This is a genomic window from Pyxidicoccus sp. M15 (assembly GCF_056858435.1).
In genome coordinates this window covers 6,352,072-6,368,590 of record NZ_CM166495.1, presented here as the reverse complement: position 1 = coordinate 6,368,590, position 16,519 = coordinate 6,352,072, and the positions used below count along the sequence as shown (strand labels likewise).

Genomic DNA, 16,519 nt, shown 5'->3' with positions numbered 1-16,519 from the left:
AAACACGCACGCGGCGGCATCCGGAGAAGCGGCAGGCGCCTCACTCCCCCACGGACTCGCGCCGATAGGCAGCCGGCGTGGTGCCGGTCCAGCGGCGAAAGGCCCGGTAGAAGGTGCTGACCTCCGAAAACCCCAGCAGGAAAGCGACCTCGAGCACCTTGATGTCCTTGTTGAGCAGGTGCCGCAGCGCGAGCTCTCTCCGCGCCTGGTCTGCCACCTCCTGGAAGGTGAGGCCGCGCTCGTGGAGCCGTCGTGACAGCGTGCGGGTGCTCATGCCCATCTGGCGCGCGAGCGTCGCCGCGTCCGGTACGGTGCCGCGCAGTGCCTGCCGGATGCGTTGGCCCAGTTCGTCCACCAGATCCACGGCCTGCGGCAGCTCCTCGAGCCTGCGCTGCGCGTACCGGTCCAGGACGGAGGCAAGGTGGGGATCCGTGCCCTGGATGGGCAGGTCGAGCAGGGCCCGATCGAACTCGAGATGCGCACAGGGCTGACTGAACCGCACGACCGCACCGAACACCCGCGTGTGCTCGGTGTCGTCCGCCGGGCGCGAGTAGGTAAGGGAGACGCCGCGTGGCGAGAAGGCCACCCTCGTCAGGTGCTGGCCGATCCTCAAGAGCTTCGCCAGGATGAAGCCGGTCGCGTGGGGCGGGACCGCGAGCGAAGGCGGAGGCCGGTGGGAGATGCGAGCCACGTCGCCCTCCAGCTCGAGGTGGTAGCTGGCCGCGTCGTGCAGCAGGCGCTGCCAGCGGATCAGCTTCCGGTAACACGCGGCGAGGTCGGCACTGTGGTGCATGCCGTACTCGACCAGATCGAAGATCCCCAGCGGAACCGTCTGCGCAAGGTGGAGGCCCAGCGCGGCGTCATTGAGCCGGCGAGGCACCTGCTCCCACAAGTCGACGAGGAGGGCGTGGGGTACTCGCGCATCGAGCTCCTCGAGGAGCGAGGGAGCGACGCCGTGGTGCTCCAGCAGGTCGTCGACGCGCTCGCCCCGCGCCGCCGCCGCCTGGGCGAGCATCCGCACGAAGACGACCGACGCCGTGAGGTGGGCCAGAGGCTCGCGCCGGGTCAGCGGGCCGCGCGACGATTTCGAAGATGGAGAGCCCATGCGGAACGCGCCGAGCGCGGGCTCAGCGAGGTGGCGAAGCATGCCAATCTTTTGGCGGTCCCGGCCAATGTGAGTGCGGCCTCGCCCTGGCAATTTTCCGTTCGTCGCACCGGTGCGGAGCCGGGCCTGCCGCCCAGGCTCCTCACCATTCCCTTCACACGGAGACACCCTCATGCCTGAGCGCCTCATGTGCGTGCACCGCGGACAAAACACGGTCAATGACAACGCCCAGCACCTCTACTGGACGACGTACGATCCCCAGGCGCAGACCTGGAACGGCGACACGCGGTTCTCTCGCGACAACCAGAGCACGTCCGCGCCGGCGCTCGCGCTCTACAACGGCACGCTGTTCTGCGTGCACCGGGGCAAGGAGGGCGATGACCACCTGTGGTGGACGACCTTCGACTTCAACACGCAGACCTGGGCGGAGGACCTCCCCTTCCAGGCCGACAACCGGAGCAGCGACGCGCCGGCCCTCGCGGTGCTCGAGGGGACGCTCTACTGCGTCCACCGTGGCAGGGTGGACGACCCCGCCCTCTACTGGACGACCTTCGACCCGCTCACGAAGCAGTGGGCTCCCGACGTACCGTTCACCGCGGGGAACCTGGCAAGTCAAGGCCCGGCTCTCGCCGTCTACGAAGGGGTGCTCTACTGCGTTCACCGGGGCCATCGTGACAACAACCTCTGGTGGACCGTCTTCGATCCGCGCAGCCGCACGTGGGCCGGGGACACGATGTTCCGCATCGACACCTGCTCCGACTACGGGCCTGCCCTGGCCATCTACAACGGGACCCTGTACTGCCTCTACTGGAGCTCGGCCCTGGGACGCAGCTCCCAGTCGAACCTCTCGTGGGTCACGTTCACGGGCAACGCCTGGACGCAGCCCACCCAGCTCAGCCAGGGCAACCAGAGCGCGGACACGCCCGCCCTCGCCTCGTACAACGGCGCGCTCTGGTGCGTCCATCGCGGGGGGCAGGACCAGTCCCTGTGGTGGACGACGTTCAATGGCTCCAACTGGGCGCAGGATAGCGTTTTCCCTGGCGGCAACAGGAGCTCGGTGGGGCCAGCGCTGATCGTGGTCTCGTTCCCCTGAGCAGGAAAGAGCCCCACGGGGGCGCCTCGTTCCGCGGCCTCGGGCCGCGTCCCGAGGCGCCCCCTCGGTCGATGGCGCCGCGCACCGGGTGGCGCTCTCGTCCCCGGCTCACCCTGTGGCTTCCAGCGCGTCCAGCACCACCGGGTACGTGTCCCGCGCCGCCGTGCTGCCCATGAACGTGTCCAGGTGCCCGTACCCCTCCAGCACCTTGCGTTGGTAGAGGTCCGCCCCGTTCTCCTCGCGCAGCCACTCGTACGTCAGCTCCGTGGACGCGGGCAGGTACGTGCCGTTCTGCTCCCCGGACAGGAATGTGATGGGCCGGAGCAGGTGCTCGGCCCGCAGGTAGGACGGCGGCTTCTCGCGGCCGTACCGACGGAGGTTCTCCTCCTTCCCGTGGTCGAACCCCACCGCGTGCCCCGCGCGCGCCATCTGCGCCAGGTGGCGGAACGTCAGCATGTTGCAGGGGCCGAACTGCTCCTCCAGCCGCTCATGCGTCTCGCGGTTGAGCCGCGCGTGCTTGTACAGGTGCCCGTACATGAACGTCAGCCGGTGGCACACCGTGCTGTCGCACTCGTGGCTCAGCATGTCCGCGAACTTCCCGAAGGCCGCCTGCCACACCGGATTCTGGGGGTCCTCGTCCGGCGACAGATAATCCAGCGCCACGTCCAGCGTCTCCGGCAGCCGCAGCATCGCCTTGAGCTGCGTCACCGGCGGGACGATGTGGTGCAGCGCCACCTGCGACGCCACCACGCCGCGCACCTCCGGCAGGCGTCCCGCCGCCATCGCCATGAAGAACGCCGCCGAGCCCGCGCAGTGCACCACCGCCTGCACCGAGCCCGCCTTCGTCACCTCCAGCACCTTGCGCACCGCGGCCGGCATGTCGTGCTCGGCCGCATCGTCCAGGGTGAACTGGCGCAGCGGCAGCTCCACGCTCGCACGCCAGTCCAGCAGCCACGTGTCGTAGCCATGGCGCACCAGGAACTGGACGAAGTTCTCCTTCAGCGTGGGCAGCATGAACATGCCGCTCCACACGCCCGCCCCGTGCACCAGCAGCACCGGCCCCTTCGTCCCGCCCTTGTAGCGGGTGAGCCACAGTGGGACGCCGTCGCCCGTCTTGAAGTCGTGCCGCTGTGCCGCTGGAAGCGTGTCCATGGTCATCTCCTCGACGTCACGAAACGGGTTCAGAAGCCGTGGGCCACGGCCTCGGCGATGCGCTCGGCCACCGCGCTGATGGTCATCACCGGGTGGAAGCCGATGGCCGTGGGGATTACGGAGCCATCCGCCACGTGCAGGCCATGGTAGTGGAACACCTCGCCCTCGGTGGAGACGACGCCGCGCTCGGGCGAGTCCGCCAGGTGTGCCCCGCCCAGCGAGTGCACCGTGAAGGGCCGCTTGAACAGCTGCCACGTCACCAGCGGCGCGTACGTGCCGCCGTACTGGGACGCCAGCTCCTGCATCGCCGCGGACATGCGCTTCACCAGCTCCGCGTTCTCCCCGGCGTAGTTCCACTCCACGTCCAGCCGGCCGCCCTTGAGCCCCATGCGCCCGTTGGCGTTGTCCTGGCCGATGCCGAAGAGGTTGCACGTGCGCGCCGGGTCCACGCGGTTGCTCATTGGCTTGCTGAGCAGTCCCTTCGCGAAGGCCTTGTGGACGAGCGGCCCCAGGAACGTCCATAGCGGGTAGCCGATTCCCTGGAAGGGCCCCAGCCGCGGCTGCCCCATGCCCGCCAGCACCCGCGTCGCGGGCTGGTTGAAGGTCGCCTTGACCAGCGTGAAGCGCGGCGCCTCGTCCGTGAAGCGCATCACCGTGGCCACGTCCGGGCCCACCCACGGGAGGATGTCCTCGCGCGCGTTCTGCAGCGAGCCCAGGAAGTCGCCGTTGCCCGAGTACCCGTGCCCCAGCCGCCCGCTCACCCGGGGCAGGCTCTTCGCCCCGTCCCGGCTGCGCAGCAGCAGCTCCACCGTCCCCAGCGTGCCCGCCGCCAGCACCACGCGCGAGCCCTCCACCGTCCGCCGCTCCCCCGTCGCCAGGTCCGTGCAGTGCACCCGGTAGCCGCCGCCCGGCGCCGGCTCCACGTGCGAGACGAGCGTGCGCGGCCACACCGTGGCGCCCAGCGCCTCCGCCCGCGCCAGGTACGTCTGGTCCATCGTGTTCTTCGCGCCGTGCTGGCAGCCGAACTCACACTCCGAGCACAGCTGGCACACCTTGCGCCCCGGGCCCGGAGGCTCCGTCCAGGCCACCGCCTCCGGCGGGTCGAACGTCGGGCGGCCCATCCGCTCCGCCGCGCGCTTGAAGAGCTCTCGCTTGCGCAGGGACAGCGACGCGGGCACCGGCTCCAGGCGCAGCTCCCGGGCCACCATGTCGAAGTACGGCTCCAGCGAGGCGCGGCTGTAGCGCGCCGGCCAGCGCGGGTCGTCGAAGATGGCGGCGTCCGGCCGCACGTGGACGTTGGCGTAGATGAGCGAGCCCCCGCCCACCGCGCTCGCCGTCACCGTGCCGATGCCGGACAGGAAACGCACGTCGTACAGTCCCTGCGCCTCCTGCCGCGACGGGTGGCGCCAGAGCACCTCATCCGCGCGCGTCACGTCGCGGGGGAACTCGCCGGGCCGGTACCTCCGGCCGCGCTCGAGCACCGCCACGGACTTCCCCGCCTGCGCCAGCCGAAGGGCGCTGATGGAGCCCCCGAAGCCCGAGCCTACCACCACCGCGTCGTACCGCGTCGCCATCGCCAAGGTGCACTTCTCCTATTCCAGCTTCGTGCGGGCGAAGACGTCCCAGAGGTGGCCCATGAACATCTTCCCGAAGCGCCGCAGCGCGTCCGCCTTCTCCACCGGCGACTCGGTGCCCAGCACGGCGAAGGTCGTGAGCTGCTGCAGGAAGTCCGGCAGGTGCAGGCGGATGATGCCGCTGGACACCACGGGCGAGTCCCGCTCCGTGCCCCGGCGGATGACGGTGTAGAGCGTGGAGGTGTCGTTCCACATGTCGAAGCCGTCGTCGTCCCGCACCTCCTTGTACCCGTCGAGGACGTACGCCTGGCCGTCCGCGCCGGTGAAGGGCAGCACGTAGAGCATCCGCCGCTCGCTGAAGCTGTCGGTGTCCACGAAGAGGTTGAAGACGCCATTCACGATGTCCGCGCCCTCGGGCGGCGTGAGGCCGGGGACGTGCACCGTGCCCTGGGCGATGCCGCCGTGGGCCTTCTCCGCGAGGAAGCGGTCCAGGCTCGGCAGGGTGATGGTGACGACGAACTCCGCCACCTGCCCCGCCCGCTTCCCGGCCTTCTCCGCGCCCGTGAAGTCGTCCGCCGGCACATGCCCCGGCGCGTGGAAGCCGCGCATCCGCTCCGTGAAGCGCAGGCCCACCACCGGCGTGGGCGAAGGCACCGTACCTCCCTCGGGAATCACCACCGTCCTCATCGGGTCCTCTCTTGGCACCACGCGTGCCGGTTGCGTTTCCGGGGAGAAGCGCAGCCCCGCGCGGAAGGGCTGCGGCTCCAGGGGAGCGCGCTCCGGAGCCACCCAGCCGGGATGGCCCAGGGCGTCGCGGATGGCGCGCTCCACGTTGCGCTCGGCCACCGCGGCGATGGTGGACGACGGGTTGACGCCGGTGCTGGACGGCAGCGCGGCTCCGTCGAGCACGTACAGGCCGGGGTAGTGGTGAACCTGGCCGTCGGGATTGAGCACGCCGTACGCGGGCGCCTCGGACATGGCGCAGCCGCCCAGGTTGTGCACCGAGACGGGGATGTGCAGCCGCTCCCACAGCGGGTTGTAGACGGCGCGCGCGCCCAGGGCCCGGGCGATGTCCTGGCACAGCTGCTCCTGCGTCCGGTACAGCGGCAGGTTGGAGGGCACGTCCCAGCGCGCCTCCAGCTCTCCGGTGAGGGGGCGCAGCGCCAGCCTGCCATTGGCCCTGTCACGCCCCATGGCCAGGAACACGGCCTGGAAGCGCCCGCGCTCGCCCTCCAGGGACGCCGCGGTCCGCGAGCGCTTGCGCAGCGCCTTCACCAGCTCCTTCTGGAGCAGGTCCGCCGGCACCTTGAAGTCAGGGCTCGGGTCCATCGCCTGGAGGATGCCGGCCACCTGTCCCGGGTGCCCGCCCTCCTGGAAGAGGAACCACGTCTTGTCCTTCCCCTGCCCCTGGTCCACCACCAGGCTGGTGGTAATCGTGGGCCCCTCAGACGGGTCCCACAGCTCGCGCGTCTCCAGCGCGAAGGCGAGGAAGTCCCCGTTGGCCGAGTAGCGACAGCCCAGCTTCTCGCCCAGGCGGGGCAGCGTCCCCCACTCGTCCCGGCAGCGCAGCAGCAGCTCCGTGGTGTTCACCGCGCCCGCGCAGAGGAAGACGCGGCGCGCGTCCACCGTGCGCACGCCTCCGCCCGCGCCATGGTCCACGAAGGTGACGCGGTAGCCCTCCGACGACAGCGGTTCGATGCGCGTGGCCTCGGCCTGCGTGGAGACCTGGGCGCCGCGCTGCTCCGCGACGGCGAGGTAGTTGAGGTCCAGCGTGTTCTTCGCGCGGACGTTGCAGCCGATGTCGCACTCGCCGCAGTAGTTGCAGCCCTCCTGCTGCACGCCGAACTTGTTGGGCAGGGGCTCGCCCGCGGGAGCGAAGCGGACGGCGAGGTCCGGGTAGAAGAACTGCGCCTCCCGCCCCAGCTGGCGCGCCACGTCCTTCATCCGCCGCGTCTTGGTGGGCAGCCCCCGCGCGGACGCGGTGATGGGCTGCAGGTCCAGCATGTGCGCCACCAGGTCGAAGTACGGATCCAACGCCTCGCGGCTGTAGCCCTCGGGCCAGTCGGTGGCGAAGGTCTCCGCGGGCGGGCGCAGGTGGACGTTGGCGTAGATGAGCGAGCCCCCGCCGTAGCCCGCCGCTTGGACGATGCTCATCCCCTGCATGAGCTTCACGTCGAACAGGCCCTGACCGTGCTTCCACAGCCAGCCGTTGAGCGGGTTGTCCCAGTCGCGCGGGAAGCCCCCCTTGGGGTAGCGCAGCCCCCGCTCCAGCACCCGCACGGAGAGCCCGGCCTGGGCCAGCCGACAGGCGGCCACGGCTCCCCCGAAGCCGGTGCCGATGACCAGCGCGTCATACGTCGGCGCCATGTTCCCCCCTCGTTGAGGACTAAACGAACGAGGTCCGGATTCTTGAAAGGACCCGGTAATTCTTCAAGCCCGTCTCCTCAAGCCCCTGGAATCGCTAAGGCCCGGCCTGTGGTCCTCGCGGACCCGGGCCGGGCCGAGACATGTTTCAGCGGGGGCTACTTCTCGAAGATGACGCCGTACTTGCCGCCGTACGCGGTGACGTGGCGGACGCGGTAGTTGAAGAGGCCCGCGTAGAGGTCGCGGTAGCTGCGGAACTGGTCCGGGGTGAGGTCGACGAAGGGCACCAGCGTCTTCGCCGTCACGTGCCAGATGGCCTGGTAGCGCTCGCCGAGGCCCGGGTGCCAGTACTTCTGCACGCTGACCATCTTGAAGCCGGAGGCCTTCAGCGTGTCATCCGTGTCCCACAGGGCGGCTTCCGTGAGGCCCTGGTAGGCGTACTGCGCCGTCACCGCCGGCTGCTTCACCCACGTGCCGGTGAAGAAGAGCTGGCCGGCGTCCAGGTACGCCGACGCATCCGTGAGCAGGTAGGCCGCGTTGTAGTTGTCGGTGATCTGCGTGCCGAACCAGCTCGGCGTCATCTTGTGCCGGGCGATGAAGCCGGTGGTGATGGGGGCGTAGATGGAGGTGAAGCGGGCCTCGTCCGGCGCCGTCATGCCCACCACCTTGTCCGGGCGCCAGCCGAGCGGAATCCACGTGTCCGCGTCCGACTGGTGCACCGCGAAGGTGCGGAAGGTGCGCGTGACGGGCGCGGACGGGTTGTACTGGAACGAGCCGCCCAGCTTCCACGTCCAGCCGCTCGACTCGGTGGCGAGCGTGGAGGGGAACCAGCCGAAGGACGCGAAGTAGTTGAACCCTTGCTGGAACTTCCCCGAGTCCACCCCGGCGAAGTCCTGGAAGAAGGGCGCGTAGTGCGCGGCGTGCTGGTCGGCCTGGCCGCCCTGCCCCGTCGGGTACTCCGTCTGGTAGCAGGACGCGCTGAGCGCATAGAGGCCGTGCGGGTCGAAGAACGTCCAGAGGCTCTTCTTCACGCCGCCCACCCAGTGCTCCGCGGGGCGCGCGAACATGATGTGCAGGTGCGTGTTGGTGATGGAGCTGTTCATCCCGTGCGCGCCGGTGAGCCCGGCCATGCCAATCTGCTGCCCCGCCTTCACCGTCTGGCCCTCGCTGACGAGGATGCCCTGCGACGGCGTGCCCCAGCGCGCTTCAATCGCGGTGAGCTGCGCGGACGTCACCCCGTTGGCCAGGGCCACCCCGTCCGCGTTCGCCTGGTTCTGGTAGTTCTTCCACGCGGCGTCCGCCGTCGCGAACGAGCCCACGCCGTTGCCGTTCTCGTAATACGTCTTCGTCAGGCGGGCGCGGGCGATGTCCTCGTCCCGGCCGTCGCGCAGGTGGTGGTAGACGGTGCGGAACTTCGAGCCGTCCCTCGCGGTGTGCTCGATGATGACCACGTTGCCCGGGCTGGGCATGTAGCCCACCCACAGCACCACGCCGTCCGCCACCGCGTCCACGCGGAAGCTGTTGCCGCCGTTGGCGTAGTCCAGCGCGTTGTGGCGCGAGTTGGCGCCATACATCCAGCCCGTCACGACGCCCACCGCGCTGTCGCGGAACGGCTTGTAGACGGGCATGCGCGCCACCGTCGCGTCGAGCCACGCGCCGCGGTTCACCATGCTGGCGGAGCTGATGGGGTAGTAGCCGTCCGGGTGCGAGGCGGCGACATTCCCCATCCCGTCGATGCGGTGGTACCAGTTGTTGGAGGTCGCCGCGGGGGCGCTCTGCGCCGCGCTGTCGATGTCGCAGGCCGCGTGGACGAGCGAGGGCGCAAGGGTGCTCAGCGCCATCAGGCCGCTGGCGGCCGAGGCGAGGAAGTGGCTCTTCATTGGAGGTCCTGAGGGAAGGCGGAGTGGGGCTACGGCGGATGAACGGAAGGGGCCGTGGATATTCCCGCGGCCCCGCTCCCACCCCGGGCACGCCGCCTGCACTGACGCACGCCCGGGCCCGCCGCCGATGGCCGGTGGCGGGCTCCTCGGGCAGCGCCATGCGCGAAGCCAGGGGGCTTCACGACAGCGCGACATCGAGGCGACTCGGTGGCCTGACAGAACGTCACGAGGGGTGCGGAACCGTCATGAACCAGAACAAGTCGAAGCAGCAGCAGCGCCGTCGGAATCGCGGAATGACGCTCATCGAAATCATGGTCGTCATCACCATCCTCGGCCTCATCGCCGCGGCGGTGGGCGTCGCCGTGATTCCCCAGCTGGAGGCGGCCCGGAGGGACCGGGCCGCGCTGGACATCAAGAGCATCCAGGGCGCGATGAAGCTCTTCTACACGAAGAAGGGGAAGTACCCGGACACCGCCTCCGGCCTGAATGCGCTGGTGGAGACGCAGGCGCTGGACTCGATGCCCAAGGACCCTTGGAACAACGACTACGTGTACATCAACGAGGGCGGCAAGCCGGTCATCATCTCCTACGGCGCGGACGGCACCGCGGGTGGTGAGGGCAGCGACGCGGACATCTCCTCCGTGGACGAGCGACAGGGCCGCACGTAGCGCCACCCTGCCCCGCCGCCGGGCCGTGCTGCCGGGAAGCGGACGGGACGGGCAGCCCCGCGTCGGATGGAGCGCGGCCCCGTGGCTCGTAACCTCGTGCGTTCTCCGGGAGCCGTCCTCCCGGAGCACCGAGGAGCCACGCCATGCCGCGATTCCTGGACCGCCGCACCGTCCTGAAGTGCCTGGCCGCCGTGGCCGCGAGCACGGCCTTCGGGTGCTCCGACGATGACGACGACGACCTGCCCATCATCGAGGACCGCACCTTCTACCCGCAGTCCGTCGCGTCCGGAGACCCACGCCCCACCAGCGTGGTGCTCTGGACGCGCGGGGTGGACCCCGGCAATGCCGACGCGGACGTGACGCTCACCCTCCAGGTGGCCACGAATGACGGCTTCACCCAGCGCGTCCTGGAGCTGCCGGGCATCACCGTCACGTCTGCGCATGACCACGTCGTCAAGGTGAAGGTGGCGGGCCTGTCGCCGCGCACGACGTACTTCTACCGGTTCCTCCAGGAGAAGAACGGCCGGCGCGTCGCCTCGCCCGTGGGCCGCACCCGCACCGCGCCGGAGGCCGGCACGGACACGCCGGTGCGCTTCGTGGTGGCCAACTGCCAGAACTACAACGGCCGCTACTACAACACCTGGCAGCGACTGGTGCAGCTCGACGAGGACCTGGACTTCGTCGTGTTCCTCGGGGACTACGTCTACGAGACCACCCTGGAGGCGGCCCTGCCCGGGAGCACGCGCCAGGTGCGCTTCACCGAGCCGGAGGGCGCCCTGCGGCTGACCACCTCCGCGGGCACGGTGCTCGCGGCCGCGTCGCTGTCCAACTACCGCGATTTGTACCGGACGTACCGCACGGACCCGTTCCTCCAGCAGGTCCACGAGCGCTACCCCTTCATCGTCACCTGGGATGACCACGAGTTCTCCGACGACTCGTGGGACGCGCACGCCAACTACACGGACGGGCGCCAGGACGAGAGCCAGCCGGAGCGCCGCCGCAATGCGGAGCTGGCCTTCTTCGAGTACCTCCCGCTGGACCCCGACGACGCGCCCGAGGGCGCGGTGAACCTGGACGCGCTGCAGCGCTACCCGGACACGCGCATCTGGCGCAGCCTGGACTTCGGAGCGGCGCTGCGGCTCATCGTCACCGACTACCGCACCCGGCACCCGGACCACCTCGTCCCCGAGGACGCCTGGCCCGCCACCGTCGCGGTGGATGCGGCGACGCTGACGGCCCTGGGCGTGGCGGGGGCCTTCACGGCGGACACCTTCGCGTACGTGGACCTTGGCGCGCCGGAGTACGCGGAGGCGCAGGGCATCCTCCGGCTGGCCTACGTGCAGCTCGCGGTGGCGGCGGGGCTGACACAGCAGGAGGCGGAGGCGCGCGCGGCGGCCGTCGTCCAGGGCCCCGCGGCGCTGGCGTACGTCAACCCGGTGCTCGCGCAGGCGGGCCGGGCGCCCATCTCCCCCACGGGCAAGCCCCGGGGCCTCGGCTTCGTCCACCTGGGGAAGACGGACCTCTTCTCGCGGCTGGGCTCGCGCTACGTGGTGGTGAAGGACACCTACGACGTGTACGCGGCGGCGAGAGACCTCGCCACCGGCGGCGAGGCGCAGAATGTCCTCGGCGCCGAGCAGTCCGCCTTCGTGCTGGACGCGGCGGCCGGCGCGCAGGCGTGGAAGGTGCTGGTCAGCTCCGTGTCGCCCACCTCCATGGTGTGGGACTTGAGCAACAAGCCGGACGTGGAGCCCGCGACGGTGCGCAACCGCTACTACTTCGACGTGGACCAGTGGGACGGCTATCCCCAGGAAAGGGCCCGGCTGCTGGGAGAGCTGCGCGGGCGCACGTCGGACCGGACCGTGGTCGTGTCCGGGGACATCCACGCGGCGTTCGCCTCCGTGGAGGTGGGCGTGCCCGCCCTCACCGCGCCGGCCATCTCCTCCGCGTCGGTGAAGGAAGAGGCGGGCGAGCAGGTGGCGGCCGCGGGCTTCCCGCCCGGCTCCGCGGTGTACCGGTACGTCGTCACCGAGCAGGACGCCACCCTGCGCGAGGGCAACCCGAACATCGCCTTCGTGGACACCGACTCCCACGGCTTCACCGTGGTGGAGGTGCGCGCCGACGAGGTGCGCGCCGCCTACCACCTCATCCCCAGCGCCGAGGCAGGCACTTCCTACGCCGACCAGCCGGAGGCCCTGGCCGCGCGCTTCACCCGGCGGGACTTCACCGTGCGGGGAGGCGCCATCTCCGCCGGCTGAGTCACCGCGTCGTGGAGATCTCCCCCGCCTCCGTGCGGGTGAACTCGCGGCTGTAGCTCCAGTTGTCGGCGTCCCACTCGCAGTCCTCGGGGCGCAGCAGCTTCAGCTCCCTGTTCCGACTGAAGATGCACCACGCCTCCCCTCCGATGAGGAGGTAGGAACCGCCCGTCCCCTCCGAGGTCCAGTACCCCTCGACGCCGCCGTAGGAGAAGCCGCCATCCGCGTTCAGCACCAGGGTGCCCCGCCTGGACTCCCACGTGCCGATGATTTCCCCCAGCCCGAACGGGGGGTAGTAGTCGTAGAGGGGCGGCTTGTAGCGGTGCGCCTCCCACAGGGCCGCCGGCAACAGCACCGCCTGGATGCCCATGACGACCAGCAGCGGGACAAGCTTGCGCACCTGGCCGTTCGTCCCGCGACCGAATGTCACGAGCGCCGTGAGGACCATCACCGGAAGCCACAGGAAGGCGAAGAGGCAGAGCACCGCGACTCCTTGCCGCTCCCGGGCCGTGTGCCCGGAGCGCGGACGCGGTGACTGCAACGCCCGCGCCAGGAAGGAGCCGGTCCGTCAGACGCGGTAGGTGCTGGCCACCACGTCCATGCGCTGCGCCACGTCGCGCAGCAGCTCGGTGGCGCGCTGGGTGCTCTTCAGGCCCTGCATCGTCTCGTCCATCATCCGGGAGAGGTCCGTCACCGCGGTGAAGATCTGCGCGACGCCCGCGTTCTGCTGCGTGACGGCGGCGGCGATCTGCTGGGCGGCGTTCGCGTTGTCCTGGATGATGCTCGACAGCTCGCGCAGGCTGTCGCCGCTGGCGCGCACCTGGGACAGGCCCGACTCGGTGCGCCGCTGCCCTTCCTCGGACAGGCTCACCGTCGCCTGGATGCCCTGGCGGATGTCCTCGAGAATCTCCCGGACGCGGCCGGTGGAGTCGATGGACTGGTCCGCCAGGCTGCGGATTTCACGCGCCACCACGCCAAAGCCCTTGCCGTGCTCGCCCGAGCGCACCGCCTCAATCGCCGCGTTGAGCGCGAGCATGTTGGACTGGTCCGCCAGGTCCTTCACCGTCTGGGTGATGCCGTCAATCTGCTGCGTGCGCTCGGCGAGCGCGGAGATGCTCCCGGCCACGCGGCCCACCTGCTCGCGCAGCTGCTCGAAGCCCTGGAGGCTGGCGCCGACGGTGGCCTCGCCCGCCTGCCCCACCTCGCGGGCGCGCTCGCTGGCGCCGAGCACCGCCTGCGAGCGGTCCGCGGCCATCATCGACGTCTGCTTGATTTCCTGCGCCGTCACCTGCGTCTCCTGGAGCGCGGCGGCCTGCCGCGTCAGGTTGCGCTCCTGCTGCGAGGCGGCGCTGGTGAGCTCGGACACTGTTTCTCCCAGCACGCGGGTGCCCTGCTGGAGGCTGGCGGTGGACTCGCGCAGGTGGCTCATCATCCGCGAGAAGGCATCCGCCAGCTCGCCCACCTCGTCACGGCGCGCGGGCACCTCCACCTTCTGCGTCAGGTCTCCGTCCCGGACGATGCGGCCCACCACCTCGCTCAGCGTGGAGATGGGGCGCGTCATTCCCCGCGCCAGCAGCCACGCGGCCACGCCGGCGACGAGCAGCGCTCCCACCATGAAGGCCAATGCCACCGTGGCGGTGCGCTGGAGCGGAGCGTAGGCCTCGTCCGGATCCACCGTGGCCACGAAGCGCCAGCCGTCGCCCACGTCCTTCACCGTCTCCTCGTCGACGGCCTCCTCGTGGACGACATCCGCGGGGCGCGACACGCCCGCCTCTTGCGAGTCGTACAGCGTCGTCCCGGTGGCGGAGAGCACCTCCAGCGCGAAGCTCTGGTGGCCCCGGGCCCGGGAGCGCTCCAGGGCGGAGGACACCGCGGTGCCCATCTGGTCCCAATCGAAGGCGGCCAGCAGCACGCCGATGTGCGCCCCGCTGATGGGGCTGAGCACCGGCACCGCGAGCGGCAGCACCCGGCGCTGGAAGACGGGGTCCACCTCCGTGAGGGCGCGGGTGTCCAGCCGGCCCTCGCGCGCCGCGCGGAACCAGTCCGACGCGAGCACCTCCTGCGTGCGGCTGGCGAAGGCCTCGCGCAGCGCGGGCTCGCTGGCGGAGACGGCGCGGCCGTCCTCGGTGAAGAGCACCAGGCCGGAGAAGGACGGGTGGCGCTTCTGGAGCGCGGCGAGCACCGCGTCGCTCTTCTCGAAGGTGTCGAACAGCAGCGCGCCGCGGAGGATGGCGTCCTCCGACCAGCTCCGTGCGTTGGCCTCGCGCTCGGCGAGCACGGCCTCCACCAAATCGCGCAGCCCCTCGGCCTCCACCTTCAGCATGGCGTGAATCTGGTGCTGGAGGTTCTCCGTCGTGGAGAAGCGGACGAAGAGGTTGACGGGCAGCAGGGCGCAGAGAATCAGCAGGGACACCGCCAGCGTGAGGCGGGTGCGCAGCTTCATTCCGTCCAGGAGTCGCATCGGGGAGCGCGGGTGCAAGGTTCAGAGGTCCAGGAGGGAGAGGCCGACGGTGATGGCGCCGATGGTCCGCGCGCCGTCGCGTACCGGGAGGGAGACCTGGATGACGTAGGCCTGGGAGGAGTCGTCGAAGAAGGGCTTCTCGCGCAGCGGCTGGCCCTTCGCGAAGGGCACCTGGAACTTGGCCTCGTCGCCCTGCCAGTAGTCGGACGTGCGCCGCGTGGAGCCCACCAGCGCGCCCTGCTCATCCATGGCGAAGGCCTCGGCCACGATGACGCCCAGCCGCTCGCGGTACCGGTTCAGGACGCGGGAGCACGCGGTGTCCAGCACCCGCTGCTTGAAGGGGGTGAGCATGGGGCTGGCGCGCCAGGTCTCGTCGTGCTCGCGGATGGTGGCCAGCGGGATGCGCCGCGCGTTCTGGGCCCGCACGGCCTGTACGAGCTCGGGGTCCGCCGCCATCCGCCGCAGCGCCGGCATCACCCCGTCCACCTTCTGGAGCTGCGCCGCCCCGTCCGCCGGGAGCTGCGTCAGCATCAGTACCGCCAGACCGCTCAACCAGGACATCCGGACTCCGAGCTTCCCCGGGCGCCAGCGCGACCGGGGCGGGGGCTCACTTCCCCTCCTGAATGATACGGATTGTTGCACAGCCGACCTTCGAGGTTCGAAGGCGGGAGGGCGGCCTTGCCCTCCCCCACCTGTTCTGGATGGGCGCGGGTGGTGAATGATGGGCGCATGACTGCCACCTCCGTCCCGGTCGACCTCCAGCGGGCCGCCCGCCTGGCCATCCTCGTCGCCGCGCTGGGCTACTTCGTCGACATCTACGACATGGTCATCTTCAGCGTGGTCCGCGCGCAGAGCCTGGAGGCCATCGGCGTGCCGGCGGCCGAGCGGATGAGCGCGGGCGTCCGCCTGCTCAACATGCAGATGCTGGGCATGCTGGTGGGCGGCATCCTCTGGGGCGTGCTGGGCGACAAGCGCGGGCGGCTGTCCGTGCTGTTCGGCTCCATCTTCCTCTACTCGGCCGCCAACTTCGCCAACGGCTTCGTGCAGACGATGGAGCAATACGCGGTGCTGCGCGTGCTGGCGGGCATTGGCCTGGCCGGCGAGTTGGGGGCCGGCATCACCCTGGTCAGCGAGCTGATGTCCAAGGAGAACCGCGGCTACGGCACGACGCTGGTGGCCACCAACGGGGTGATGGGGGCCATCGCCGCCGCCCTGGTGGGCAGCCGGCTGGACTGGCGCACGGCGTACATGGTTGGCGGCGGCCTGGGCTTCGCGCTGCTGTGTCTGCGGATGACCGTGCACGAGCCTCGCCTGTTCACCGCGCTGAAGGACCGGGCGGTACAGCGGGGCAACTTCCTCCGGCTCCTGAAGCCGGGCCCGTCCGCGCGACGGTACCTGTCGGTGGTGCTGGTGGGCGTGCCCATCTGGTTCGTGATTGGTGTGCTCATCACCTTCGCGCCCGAGTTCGGCAAGGCGCTGGGGATGAAGGAAATCCCACTGGCGGCGCACGCGGTGCTGGTGGGCAACGTGGGCACGGTGCTGGGGGACCTGGCCAGCGGCCTGTTCAGCCAGTTCACCCGGAGCCGCAAGCGCAGCGTGGCGCTGTTCCTGGGGCTGGGCACCCTGGGCACCGTGGCGCTCTTCACCGTGGGGGGCACGTCGCTGTGGGCCTTCTACGCGTGCTGCGGGGTGCTCGGGTTCTCCGCCGGGTACATGGCGGTGCTGGTCACCATCGCCGCGGAGCAGTTCGGCACCAACCTGCGCGCCACGGCGGCCACCACGGTGCCCAACTTCATCCGGGGCTCCACGGTGCTGCTCACCTCGGGGTTGCAGCTCGCCACGCCGTCGCTCGGCCTGAAGGGTGCGGCGCTGGTGGTGGGCGCGGCCGCGCTGGTCGCCGCCTTCGCGGCCCTGCGCGGCATCGACGAGACGTTCGGCCGCGACCTGGACTTCGTGGAGGAGTGAGCCTC

12 protein-coding genes are annotated in these 16,519 nt (G+C 70.4%); 4 read left to right on the top strand and 8 right to left on the bottom strand.

From position 1 onward, the window contains the following. Positions 1-40 precede the first annotated feature (40 nt). On the bottom strand, positions 41-1,147 hold the full coding sequence (locus ACX9TP_RS23885; protein WP_482982035.1) for an AraC family transcriptional regulator: 1,107 nt from the start codon (positions 1,145-1,147) through the stop codon (positions 41-43). A gap of 130 nt (positions 1,148-1,277) precedes the next feature. Between ACX9TP_RS23885 and ACX9TP_RS23880 the strand changes: the two genes are divergently transcribed. Further along, the gene (locus ACX9TP_RS23880) at positions 1,278-2,198 is read left to right on the top strand and encodes a hypothetical protein (protein WP_482982034.1); all 921 of its coding nucleotides are present in this window, start codon (positions 1,278-1,280) and stop codon (positions 2,196-2,198) included. 108 nt (positions 2,199-2,306) lie between these two features. Here ACX9TP_RS23880 and ACX9TP_RS23875 read toward each other — a convergent pair whose 3' ends face one another. The 4 genes from ACX9TP_RS23875 to ACX9TP_RS23860 form a co-directional block, all read right to left on the bottom strand. Beyond that, positions 2,307-3,350, bottom strand: coding sequence for an alpha/beta fold hydrolase (locus ACX9TP_RS23875; protein WP_482982033.1), 1,044 nt, complete (start codon positions 3,348-3,350; stop codon positions 2,307-2,309). Positions 3,351-3,379: 29 nt separating this feature from the next. Next, positions 3,380-4,924, bottom strand: a complete 1,545-nt coding sequence (locus tag ACX9TP_RS23870; protein WP_482982032.1) for a GMC family oxidoreductase N-terminal domain-containing protein — start codon at positions 4,922-4,924, stop codon at positions 3,380-3,382. An 18-nt stretch (positions 4,925-4,942) separates the two neighbouring features. Continuing rightward, positions 4,943-7,291 (bottom strand): GMC oxidoreductase, encoded by a 2,349-nt coding sequence (locus ACX9TP_RS23865; RefSeq protein WP_482982031.1) that lies wholly within the window; start codon positions 7,289-7,291, stop codon positions 4,943-4,945. Positions 7,292-7,446: 155 nt separating this feature from the next. Next, positions 7,447-9,168 carry a M23 family metallopeptidase gene (locus ACX9TP_RS23860; protein ID WP_482982030.1) on the bottom strand — a complete coding sequence of 574 codons (1,722 nt, stop codon included), beginning with the start codon at positions 9,166-9,168 and terminating at the stop codon, positions 7,447-7,449. Positions 9,169-9,413: 245 nt separating this feature from the next. On the opposite strand from ACX9TP_RS23860, the gene ACX9TP_RS23855 reads away from it, so the two are divergent. Together ACX9TP_RS23855 and ACX9TP_RS23850 are read left to right on the top strand one after the other, a co-directional pair. Continuing rightward, entirely contained in the window at positions 9,414-9,836 is a 423-nt protein-coding gene (locus ACX9TP_RS23855) for a type II secretion system protein GspG (protein ID WP_482982029.1), read from the top strand. 143 nt (positions 9,837-9,979) lie between these two features. Then, on the top strand, positions 9,980-12,091 hold the full coding sequence (locus tag ACX9TP_RS23850) for an alkaline phosphatase D family protein (protein WP_482982028.1): 2,112 nt from the start codon (positions 9,980-9,982) through the stop codon (positions 12,089-12,091). 1 nt (position 12,092) lies between these two features. On the opposite strand, the gene ACX9TP_RS23845 is transcribed toward ACX9TP_RS23850, so the two are convergent. The 3 genes from ACX9TP_RS23845 to ACX9TP_RS23835 all read right to left on the bottom strand — a co-directional run bounded on the left by ACX9TP_RS23845 (position 12,093) and on the right by ACX9TP_RS23835 (position 15,110). Next, a complete protein-coding gene (locus ACX9TP_RS23845) occupies positions 12,093-12,572 on the bottom strand; it encodes a hypothetical protein (protein WP_482982027.1) in 480 nt (159 codons plus the stop codon). Between the two features lie 84 nt (positions 12,573-12,656). Continuing rightward, a complete protein-coding gene (locus ACX9TP_RS23840) occupies positions 12,657-14,549 on the bottom strand; it encodes a methyl-accepting chemotaxis protein (protein ID WP_482982026.1) in 1,893 nt (630 codons plus the stop codon). 21 nt (positions 14,550-14,570) lie between these two features. Continuing rightward, on the bottom strand, positions 14,571-15,110 hold the full coding sequence (locus ACX9TP_RS23835; RefSeq protein WP_482982025.1) for a PDC sensor domain-containing protein: 540 nt from the start codon (positions 15,108-15,110) through the stop codon (positions 14,571-14,573). 168 nt (positions 15,111-15,278) lie between these two features. Here ACX9TP_RS23835 and ACX9TP_RS23830 point away from each other — a divergent pair, with 168 nt between their 5' ends. Next, on the top strand, positions 15,279-16,514 hold the full coding sequence (locus tag ACX9TP_RS23830; protein ID WP_482982024.1) for an MFS transporter: 1,236 nt from the start codon (positions 15,279-15,281) through the stop codon (positions 16,512-16,514). Positions 16,515-16,519: the final 5 nt, after the last annotated feature.

Bases quoted from the DNA above. Each gene is read 5' to 3' on its own strand.
- ACX9TP_RS23885 (WP_482982035.1), bottom strand. From the start codon at position 1,147: ATGCTTCGCCACCTCGCTGAGCCCGCGCTCGGCGCGTTCCGCATGGGC.
- ACX9TP_RS23880 (WP_482982034.1), top strand. From the start codon at position 1,278: ATGCCTGAGCGCCTCATGTGCGTGCACCGCGGACAAAACACGGTCAAT.
- ACX9TP_RS23875 (WP_482982033.1), bottom strand. From the start codon at position 3,350: ATGGACACGCTTCCAGCGGCACAGCGGCACGACTTCAAGACGGGCGAC.
- ACX9TP_RS23870 (WP_482982032.1), bottom strand. From the start codon at position 4,924: ATGGCGACGCGGTACGACGCGGTGGTGGTAGGCTCGGGCTTCGGGGGC.
- ACX9TP_RS23865 (WP_482982031.1), bottom strand. From the start codon at position 7,291: ATGGCGCCGACGTATGACGCGCTGGTCATCGGCACCGGCTTCGGGGGA.
- ACX9TP_RS23860 (WP_482982030.1), bottom strand. From the start codon at position 9,168: ATGAAGAGCCACTTCCTCGCCTCGGCCGCCAGCGGCCTGATGGCGCTG.
- ACX9TP_RS23855 (WP_482982029.1), top strand. From the start codon at position 9,414: ATGAACCAGAACAAGTCGAAGCAGCAGCAGCGCCGTCGGAATCGCGGA.
- ACX9TP_RS23850 (WP_482982028.1), top strand. From the start codon at position 9,980: ATGCCGCGATTCCTGGACCGCCGCACCGTCCTGAAGTGCCTGGCCGCC.
- ACX9TP_RS23840 (WP_482982026.1), bottom strand. From the start codon at position 14,549: ATGCGACTCCTGGACGGAATGAAGCTGCGCACCCGCCTCACGCTGGCG.
- ACX9TP_RS23835 (WP_482982025.1), bottom strand. From the start codon at position 15,110: ATGTCCTGGTTGAGCGGTCTGGCGGTACTGATGCTGACGCAGCTCCCG.
- ACX9TP_RS23830 (WP_482982024.1), top strand. From the start codon at position 15,279: ATGACTGCCACCTCCGTCCCGGTCGACCTCCAGCGGGCCGCCCGCCTG.